We start from the raw sequence: 9,055 nt of genomic DNA, 5'->3' as shown, positions 1-9,055 counted from the left end.
CATGGGCCTCGCCGCCATCGTGCTGGCCCGGCGGCTGCGGCTGCACAGCGCCCTGCCGGCGCCCTCGCAATACCTGCCCGATCCGGATTTGTCCGAAAGCTACGCCGAGGTGTTCCTTCGCATCGCTAACTTGGCCAAGGCCAACCCCGGCTGGTGGCCGCCCAGGCCCTGGCGCCGGCTGCTCGCCGGGATGCACCGCTTCATCGGCGGCCGCACCCGCATCCCCGGCGCCTGGGAGCCGGCCTAGGGCCCCCGCCATGCGCCCCGCCGCCGTCCTGTCGCCTCCCGTTGCCCTGCCGAGGCTTTGCCTCGGCAGGCTGTGCGAGGCCCTGATCGGAGGGGACTCCCGGGGCCCCCACGGCGTCGCGCAGCGACGTCGTGGGGAATTATTCCGCCGCCACGGCCACCGGCGCCCGCTCGGGCTGCGCCGCGGCGGCCCAGAGCTCGGGCCGCAGCTCCTCCGGCCGGTTGGGGAAGAACAGCGCGCAGACGAAGGTCACCGCGCCGACGCCGGCCAGCACCAGCATCGGCGCCGTCAGCCCGCCCGTCGCCTCGTGCAGCAGCCCGACCAGCGGCGAGGCGATGGCGGCGCCGAGGAAGCCCACGGTGAAGCGGATGGAATAGAGCTTGGTCCGCAGCGCCGGCGCCACGTAGCGCGCCGTCATCGTCTCGTTCACCGTCACCTGGCCGAAGACCGAGGCGGCGATCAGCGCCGAGAGCGGCAGCACCACCCAGCCCTGGGCGAAGGCGAGCAGCGCCAGGCAGGGCACCAGCAGCGTCGCCAGCGGCATGAACACCCATTTCAGCGTGTGCCGGTCGATCATGTGGCCCACGGTGTACTGCGTCAGCCCGCCGCAGAGCGTCGCCAGGAAGGCCAGCAGCCCGACCACCGGCAGCAGGTCCGGCGAGCCGGCCAGCCGCTCCTCCATCAGCTTCGGCAGCAGCAGGGTGAAGGCGTTGAAGACGAGGCCGGAGACGGCGGCGATGGTCAGCAGCACGGTCACGGCGCGCCGCACGATGGCCGGCGGGATCACCGGGAAGGGCTTCTGCGTCCCCGCCGCCTTGGCCGTGTCGAAGGCCGGCTCGCGCAGATAGAACAGGCCGAGCACGATCGAGATCACGCCCGGCAGCAGGAAGGCGACATGCCAGCCGAGCCGCGCCGCGACGAGGGCCGTCATCACCGGCGCCAGCGCCACGCCAAGGTTGCCGAAGACGCCGTTGATGCCGACCGCGCGGCCGACCCGCTGCCCCGCCGCCTCGACCAGCATCGCCGTGCCGATCGGGTGGTAGATCGCCGAGAAGGCGCCCATCACGGCCAGCGCCAGGCCGAGCAGGAGCGGGGAGGGAGCGAAGCCGGCCAGGATCATGGCGCTGCCGGTGCCGAGGAAGAAGCCGGCCATCATCGCCTTGCGCCCGAAGCGCTCGGCCAGCCAGCCCATCGGCAGGGAGCCGAGGCCGTAGAGCACGAACATCCCGGTCCCGAGGGCGAGGATCGGCCCGTACTCCCGCCCGAACTCGACGGGCGATTGCTGCACGATGCCGAGCACCGCCGTCGCCAGGATCAGCAGCCCGTAATGGGTCAGCGTGTGGGCGGCGTTGATGAAGATGATCTGTCGTCGCGCGGGGTCGAGCATGCGGGCGCTTCCCTTGGTCGTTGCCGGCATCCTAGGCTGGCCGGCAAACGAGGTCCGGCCAAGCCATGTCGCCATCCGGCCAATTCGCGCCCGCCCCGACCCGCCGCCTGCCGCAGGATGTGGTGGACCGGCCGCTGGTCGGCTTCACCCGCGACTATGCGGAGGGCGAGGTGATCCCGCGGCACCGGCACGAGCGGGTGCAGCTCCTCTACGCCACGCGCGGCATCATGCGCATCACCACCGATGCCGCGAGCTTCGTGGTGCCGCCCGGCCGGGCGCTCTGGCTGCCGGCGACGCTGGCGCATGTGAGCGAGATGCAGGGGCTGGTCGCCATGCGGGCGCTGTTCCTGCGCGCCGATGCCGCCCGGGCGGGGCCGGCGGCGGTGACGGTGCTGGCGGTCTCGCCGCTGCTGCGCGAGCTCATCCTCGCCGCCTGCGCCGAGCCGCTGGAATGGGACGAGGCCGGGCGCGGCCGGCACCTGGCGGCGCTGATCCTCGATGAGATCGCCCGCGCCCCGGCCCTGCCGCTCGGCCTGCCGGCGCTGCGGGATGCCCGGCTGCGGCGCCTGGCCGAGGCGCTGCGGGCGGACCCGGCGCGCGGCGCCGATCTCGAGACCTGGGCGGCGGAGTGCGGCGCCAGCCCGCGCACCCTGACCCGGCTGTTCCGGCGCGAAACGGGCATGAGCTTCGGCCGCTGGCGGCAATTGCTTCGCCTGTCGGAGGCCTCGGCGCTGCTCGCCCAGGGGGTGCCGCCGGCCCGCGCCGCGGCGGCGGTGGGCTATGCCAGCGCCTCGGCCTTTGGCGCGGCATTTCGAGCCGCCTTCGGCACGACGCCCGGCGCGGGTCAATACACGGATGCGCGGTGAAACGGAGGCTTGCATCACATCGGTGTGCAGTATACGATATATGTCGTCATGTTACGGGAAAGACCGGCGAATCCAGGCCGGTCGGGAGGAACGGGCGTCATGCGGCAAGCGGCTCTGCAGCACGTGGTCTTGGCTCTGGTCGTCTTCGCAACCTTCGCCTGGATGGACCTCGTCTCCGCCGAGATGCTGCGACGCGCCGTGATGTATACGCTGGTCTGGTTCGGCGCCTCGACCCTGCTGGTCGCCAGCGCCGGCGCCTGGATCGCCCTCGCCCGCACCCGCGATCACCGGGATCACTGATCCTCGCCTGCGTCGGTGGTCGCCCATCGACGCCCCCGGGCGCCGGCCGCGGGTCAGCTTCCCGGCCCGGCGGCCTCGGCTGGTGCCCGCCGCAGCGGCAGCAGGCAGGCCAGGGCGAGCAGCGCCACCAGCCCGGTGAGGCCCAGCACCGCCGCCGCCGGCAGGTGCGCCACCAGCGGCGCGGTCAGCATCGGCGCCGCCGCCTGGGCCAGCAGCACCGGCAGGGCCAGCCGCCCCAGCAGCACCGGGTAGCCGCGCGGCCCGAACAGCGCGAGCGGCAGGGCGCCGCGGCTGATGGTGACGATGCCGTTGCTCGCCCCGTAGAGCAGCACGAAGGGCACCGCCATCGCCGGCCCGCCGAGCACCAGCAGCAGCGCCCCGGCCGGCAGCAGCGCCCCGGCGAGCCGCGCCGCGGCCAGCGGATGCGTCCTCCGCCCGAGGGTGAACTCCAGCAACCGGCCGCCGACCTGCGCCGGCCCCATCAGCGTCCCGGCCGCGACCGCCGCGGCGGCGGAGAGGCCGAGCCCGCCGAGCAGCGCGATCAGGTGCACCGACAGGGTCGCGCTGATCATCGCGCGCAGGATGAAGAAGCCGGCGACCAGCACCAGGCTGCGCCGCACCCAGGCCGCGGGCAGCGGCGGGCCCGCCGCCTCGGGCGCGGCGCCCGCCGGGGCGGCGGCCGTCGCCCCGGCGCGCGGCAGCCGCCGGTAGAGCGGCAGCACGAGCAGCAGCAGCAGCGCCGCATAGGCGAGGCAGGTGCCGCGCCAGCCGAGCCAGGGCAGCAGCGCCGCGCTCATTGGCCAGCCGAGGCTGCTGGCGAAGCCGCCGAGCAGGGTGACGAGGGTGATCGGCTGCCGCGCCGCCCGGCCATAGAGCGCGCCGAGCGTGGCGAAGGCGGCCTCGTAGAGCCCGGTCGCCATGCCGAGGCCGAGCACCACCCAGCCGAGCATCCAGCCCCAGAGGCCCGGCAGCAGGCCGAGCAGCGCCAGCCCGGCGGCGAGCAGCAGGGTGGAGAGGGCGAGCACCGGCCGGCCGCCGCGCCGCTCGATCTCCCGGCCCACCCGCGGCGCGGCGAGGCCGGCGATCAGCAGCGCGGCGGAGAAGGCGCCATAGACCGCGGCCGGGCTGGCGCCGAGCTCGGCGACCACCACCGGCGCCACCACCGCGGGCAGGTAGTAGGTGACCGCCCAGACCAGCATCTGGGCCAGGCCGAGGAGCAGGGCGGTGCGGCGGGCGCCCGGCGGGGCCGGCCCGGGGCCATGGCCCGCTCCCTGATCCGGCGGCGAGGTCACGCGGCGCGACATGGGCGCGAGTGTCGCGCCATCGCCGCCGCCGCCAAGCGGATGGCGCCCCCGGTCATCCGGGCCGGCGAGGCATTGCGCCGCGGCCGCTCAGGGCAGCAGGCGGCGCAGCCTTTCGCCCTGGCGGCGGGACCAGCCGACCAGCCGCGTCTCCATCGCCTCCACGCCCTCGATCTGGCGGGGGAAGCGGGCGCGCAGCCGGGCCATGCCCGAGCGCGCCCAGTCATACTGGTCGCGCAGGATGAACAGGCCGAGGGCGAGGAAGAGGAAGCCCTGCAGCACCGGCAGCACCATGCCCAGCACGCCGAGCCCGAGCAGACCGAACCCGGCCAGCTTGCGCGGCAGGGAGGGCGCGCCCGGCGCGGCGCCCGTCTCCTCCCCGGGCCTCTCCGCAGGCATCTCCGCTGGCCTCTCCCTTGGCCTCTCGCCGCCCGTCACGCCGGGCCCTCAGGCCGCGCGCGGCGCTGGCAGGGAGATGCGCCGCTCGCTCGCCAGGAACAGGTACTCGACATTGGTGAGCCGGCCGACCTGCCCGACCTTCTCGCCCTTCGGGTTGTGGATGCCGATCTTGGCGCCGACATAGCGTCCATAGGGAATCTCGATCACCTGCACATGGCCGCGGGCGGCCAGCATGGCCTCGAGCTCCGCCCGGGCGAGGTAGCCCTCGTCGTTGAAGGAGACGATGACCGCCGGGCAGCGCAGCGCCGCCACGGTCCGCGCCAGCGCCGGGCCGATGCGCCGGCGGCTGTTGAAATCCGACAGGCGGGTGCGGCAATCCGCGCGCTTCTGCGCCACGCCATAGACCTCCGGCTGGTCCCAGCGGACCAGCGTCTCCCAGACATGGTAGTTCCGCAGGTAGGAATGCTGGTTGTAGGGCGGGTCGAGATAGGCGAGGTCGCATGCGACCGCGGCGGCGACGGCCTCGGCCTCGCCGCAGAGCGCCTGGCAGGCGCCGGCCTCCGGGCGGGGCAGCAGCGCCGGCAGGCGGAGCTGCAGCGGCTGCAGCGCCCGCGGCGCCCATTGCTTCATGTAGGCCATCTGCAGCCCGGCGGTGGAATCGACCCGGTCGGCCGCCTCGAGCAGGGCGGTGAGCAGGATCGCCTCCAGCTCCGGCTCGGCGCCGAGGCCGGCGATCGCCTCGCGGATCGCCTCGACCTTGCCGCCATTCTCCGGGTGCAGGTAGCGGGCGGCGCGGCAATAGGTCTCGGTGAACCAGCCCGGGCGCGGCGGCAGGGCCTGCAGCTCGGCCAGCAGGCGCGCCGCCCGCTCCGCCCAGCGCTCGGCATCGGCCTGCACGTAGCAGGTGGCCAGGCGATGCGCGAAGGCGTTGTGGTCGTTCGACACCACCCGGTAGCCGGCGCGCTTCAGCGCATGCCCGACCCGCGCGGTGCCGGAGAAGAGGTCGAGCAGCGTCGCGCCCGCGGGCGCCGCGGCGCCGATCGCGGCCAGGATATGGCCCAGCAAGGCCCGCTTCGAGCCGATATACTTGATCATGATCGGGGCGCAGCCTATCGCAGCTTAGGTTCGAAGGCGAACCCATCCACGATCCCCGATGGCGGCCGGTGCCGGCAAGGTTCCGGCTTGGCAGCGGGCGGGCGGCCGGGTAGAAGCGGGCGCCCGGCATCGTCCGGCCGTAAGCGTCTCACGTCAGGCAACGCATTCCACAGGGCCCGTCGCCATGCGGCGGCAGGATGCGTTGCATGCGCCATCGCCGGCCGGGCCAGATCGTTGAGACAGACCGATGCCTCTTCCCCGTCCGAGGAAGCTGCCGCCCCGCTACGGCATGGTGGTGGTGCCCTTCCTCCTCTCCGTGATGATGACCTTCATCGTCTCGGGCATCTCGACCCTGCGCGCGCTCGGCCCCGGGCCGGAATTCCTGCGCGCCTGGCCCGCCGCCTGGATGGTGTCCTGGCTGGTCGCCTTCCCGGTGCTGCTCGTCGTGCTGCCGGCGGTGCGGCGGCTGGCCGCGCTGGTGGTGGCGCCGCCGCCGCGCTGAGCGGCGGTCTGCGCCCGGCCTCTGAAGGGCCGTTGCTGGGTCGCCAGCAACGGCCCTTCGGATCAGATGTGGATGGCGCGGCCCTCGACCGCGAGCGCCGCTTCCTTCACCGCCTCGTTCAATGTCGGATGCGCGTGGCAGGTGCGCGCGACATCCTCCGAGGAGGCGCCGAACTCGATGGCGAGCGAGATCTCGGCGATCAGCGTGCCGACATCCGGGCCGATCATGTGCGCGCCCAGCACGCGATCGGTCTTCGCATCGGCGAGGATCTTCACGAAGCCATCGACATCGCCGATGGCGCGGGCGCGGCCATTGGCGGAGAAGGGGAATTTGCCGGCCTTGTAGGCGATGCCGGCCTGCTTCAGCTCCTCCTCCGTGGCGCCGACCGCGGCGACCTCGGGCCAGGTGTAGATCACGGCCGGGATGGCGGCGTAGTTCACATGCCCGGCCTGGCCGGCCAGGATCTCGGCCACCGCGACGCCCTCGTCCTCCGCCTTGTGGGCGAGCATGGGGCCGGCGATGACGTCGCCGATCGCGTAGATGCCCGGGACATTGGTGGCGAAATGCGCGTCCGTCCTCACCCGGCCGCGCTCATCGAGCGCGACGCCGGCCTCGGCCAGGCCGAGCCCTTCGGTGTAGGGGCGGCGGCCGATGGCGAGCAGCACCACATCGGCCTTGATCGCCTCGGCCGCGCCGCCGGCGGCGGGCTCGACGCTGAGGGTCACGCCGTCCTTGCCGCTGGTCGCGCCGGTGACCTTGGACTTCAGGCGGAATTGCATGCCCTGCTTGCCGAGGATGCGCTCGAGCTGCTTGGCGATCTCGCTGTCCATGCCGGGGATGAGGCGGTCGAGGAACTCGATCACCGTCACCTCGGCGCCGAGGCGGCGCCAGACGCTGCCGAGCTCGAGCCCGATGACGCCGCCGCCGATGACGACGAGGTGCTTCGGCACCTCCGGCAGCTCGAGCGCGCCGGTCGAGGTGACGATGCGCCGCTCGTCCACCTCGACGCCGCGCAGCGGCGCGCTGTCGCTGCCCGTGGCGATGACGATGGTCTTCGTCTCGTAGGTCTCGCCCGCCACCTCGACCTTGCCGGGGGCGAGGATCCTCGCCGCGCCCTTCAGCCAAGTGACCTTGTTCTTGCGGAAGAGAAACTCGACGCCCTTGACGTTGGCCGAGACCACCTCGCCCTTCCGCGCCTGCATGCGGGCGAGGTCGAGCGTCACGCCCTCCACCATGATCCCGTGCGCCGCGAAGCCATGCGCCGTCTCCTCGAAATTCTCCGAGGATTGCAGCAGCGCCTTGGAGGGGATGCAGCCGACATTGAGGCAGGTGCCGCCGAGGGTGGCGCGCTTCTCGACGCAGGCGACCTTCATGCCGAGCTGCGCGGCCCGGATGGCGCAGACATAGCCGCCGGGACCGGCGCCGATGACGATGAGGTCGAAGCTCTCGGGCATGGGGCGAACGAAATCCTTGCGGCCTTGGAATGGGACGGAACGCGCGCGGAAGGTGGCCCCATCGGCGCGGCGGCGCAAGGCCGGCGGCCGGATGGCAGGGGCGCGGCGGGCGGGAGCCGGCCCGCGCCGCCCACCCCTCTCTCGGGCCAGGCGCGCGAAGGCCGCACCGTCGCGCCCCTCGGCGCGGCGCCCCCTCGGGCGCTCGGCCCCGCGGGCCGCAGGTCGGGACGTCGCGCGTCAGGTCTCGGCCTGTCCCGACAGCGGCAGCCCGATCCGCCCCTCCCAGCCTGTCGCGTCCCGTTGCCCTGCCGCGGCTTCGCCGCGGCAGGCCGTGACGTCGCGGGGATGTATCGGGGGGATTGGCCTATTGCTGCCGCGCCGGGAAGGCGATGGCATAGACATCCGAGCGGATGGTGAGGAAGGGGTCGTCCGAGAGGTCGAGCCCCGGCAGCACCCGGTTGGGCAGGAAGCCCACCTTGCGCTCGGCGACCGGGCCGTCCGGCACCGCCTGGGTGACGCTGACCGTGCCGAGCTCGACCAGCGGCCGGTCCGCCGGCCAGGGCTCGGAGGGATCGGCCGTCTGGTCGCCGGCGGCGGCGAGCTGGGCGACCAGCCGGTAGCGCACCGGTCCCATGGCGACGCGGGTCCGCAGCTCGTCGAACAGCACGTCGGCCGGCAGGCCGGCGGTGCTCTCCGGCGCGCGGTAGGCGGTGCCGGCCTCCGGCACCAGGCGGAAGCGCACGAAACGGCTCTCCCCCGCCGCATTGGTCAGCCGGTAGGCGTGCAGCGCGTAGAACTGCTCGGTGGCGAAGCTCTGCGGCATGGGCTTGGCCGTGGTGACGAAGCGGCGCGCCTCCTCGTGCTCGGCGAGGAACTGCGCGATCGGCGTCGGCTGCGGCATGTCCGGCCTGGTTGCCTGCGCCGCCTGCATCAGGCCGAGGAAATCCTCCGGCCGGCGCACCACGAAGACCGGGACGTTGATCATCATCAGGTCGGTCGCCGTGCCGTCGGGCAGGGTGAAGGTGAAGGCGAGGCCGCGCACCGCGGCGGAGGCGGCGTTGTCCGCGACATCCGGAATGCCGCCGGCATCGGAATAGCGCAGCAGCAGGGTCGAGGGCGTCGATTGCAGATGCGGCGCCTTGCTGAGCCTGGCCGCCTCGGGCGAGGGGGTGAAGCTGCCCTCGTAGAGCGCGCCCTTGGCGTGGTTCACCCGGTAGCCGGGATAGAGACGGCCATTGCCCTTGACCATGGTGTCGTAGAGCGCCTGCGGCAGGGGCTCGGTCGCGGGTTGGGCCAAGGCGGGTTGGGCCAGGGCGGGTTGGGCGAAGGTGGGGCCGGCGAACAGGGCGGCCAGCAACAGGGGCGCGGTCAGGCGCATCGGCTTCGGTCTCCTCGGTGGCGGGGGAGGCGTGGCGTGGTGGGCCTCATGGGCGGGGCATGGCGCGGGCGGCGGCCGGCCGGGGGCAGGGGCGGGCAGCGCCGGGCCCGCGGCATCCGCCCGCCC

The 9,055-nt window shown here is 73.6% G+C and carries 9 protein-coding genes and 1 pseudogene; 4 read left to right on the top strand and 6 right to left on the bottom strand.

Annotated elements, in window-relative coordinates; translation table 11 throughout:
* Positions 1 to 247: pseudogene (locus tag DOO78_RS27690) on the top strand (transposase); the annotation flags it as partial.
* 139 nt (positions 248 to 386) lie between these two features.
* Here DOO78_RS27690 and DOO78_RS21660 read toward each other — a convergent pair.
* Entirely contained in the window at positions 387 to 1,634 is a 1,248-nt protein-coding gene (locus tag DOO78_RS21660; RefSeq protein ID WP_111471966.1) for an MFS transporter, read from the bottom strand.
* A 65-nt stretch (positions 1,635 to 1,699) separates the two neighbouring features.
* Between DOO78_RS21660 and DOO78_RS21655 the strand changes: the two genes are divergently transcribed.
* Both DOO78_RS21655 and DOO78_RS21650 read left to right on the top strand, forming a co-directional pair.
* Positions 1,700 to 2,500: an AraC family transcriptional regulator gene (locus DOO78_RS21655; protein ID WP_111471965.1), complete on the top strand. Its 801-nt coding sequence runs from the start codon at positions 1,700 to 1,702 to the stop codon at positions 2,498 to 2,500.
* 99 nt (positions 2,501 to 2,599) lie between these two features.
* The gene (locus DOO78_RS21650; RefSeq protein WP_111471964.1) at positions 2,600 to 2,800 is read left to right on the top strand and encodes a hypothetical protein; all 201 of its coding nucleotides are present in this window, start codon (positions 2,600 to 2,602) and stop codon (positions 2,798 to 2,800) included.
* Positions 2,801 to 2,853: 53 nt separating this feature from the next.
* On the opposite strand, the gene DOO78_RS21645 is transcribed toward DOO78_RS21650, so the two are convergent.
* From DOO78_RS21645 to DOO78_RS21635, 3 genes are all read right to left on the bottom strand, one after another.
* On the bottom strand, positions 2,854 to 4,104 hold the full coding sequence (locus tag DOO78_RS21645; RefSeq protein WP_111471963.1) for an MFS transporter: 1,251 nt from the start codon (positions 4,102 to 4,104) through the stop codon (positions 2,854 to 2,856).
* Positions 4,105 to 4,191: 87 nt separating this feature from the next.
* Positions 4,192 to 4,500, bottom strand: coding sequence for a PGPGW domain-containing protein (locus DOO78_RS21640; RefSeq protein WP_111471962.1), 309 nt, complete (start codon positions 4,498 to 4,500; stop codon positions 4,192 to 4,194).
* A gap of 48 nt (positions 4,501 to 4,548) precedes the next feature.
* The gene (locus DOO78_RS21635; RefSeq protein WP_111471961.1) at positions 4,549 to 5,595 is read right to left on the bottom strand and encodes a DNA adenine methylase; all 1,047 of its coding nucleotides are present in this window, start codon (positions 5,593 to 5,595) and stop codon (positions 4,549 to 4,551) included.
* Positions 5,596 to 5,842: 247 nt separating this feature from the next.
* Here DOO78_RS21635 and DOO78_RS21630 point away from each other — a divergent pair, with 247 nt between their 5' ends.
* Positions 5,843 to 6,097: a DUF2798 domain-containing protein gene (locus tag DOO78_RS21630; protein WP_111471960.1), complete on the top strand. Its 255-nt coding sequence runs from the start codon at positions 5,843 to 5,845 to the stop codon at positions 6,095 to 6,097.
* A gap of 62 nt (positions 6,098 to 6,159) precedes the next feature.
* Here the strand turns inward: DOO78_RS21630 and lpdA are convergent, their stop codons facing one another.
* Both lpdA and DOO78_RS21620 read right to left on the bottom strand, forming a co-directional pair.
* On the bottom strand, positions 6,160 to 7,551 hold the full coding sequence (lpdA, locus tag DOO78_RS21625) for a dihydrolipoyl dehydrogenase (RefSeq protein ID WP_111471959.1): 1,392 nt from the start codon (positions 7,549 to 7,551) through the stop codon (positions 6,160 to 6,162).
* A gap of 364 nt (positions 7,552 to 7,915) precedes the next feature.
* Entirely contained in the window at positions 7,916 to 8,929 is a 1,014-nt protein-coding gene (locus DOO78_RS21620) for a catalase family peroxidase (RefSeq protein ID WP_111471958.1), read from the bottom strand.
* Positions 8,930 to 9,055 lie beyond the last annotated feature (126 nt).

This window comes from Roseicella frigidaeris (assembly GCF_003258945.1).
In the GTDB taxonomy this organism is placed as follows: Bacteria; Pseudomonadota; Alphaproteobacteria; order Acetobacterales; family Acetobacteraceae; genus Paracraurococcus; species Paracraurococcus frigidaeris.
This window is presented reverse-complemented; position numbering and strand designations above follow the sequence as displayed.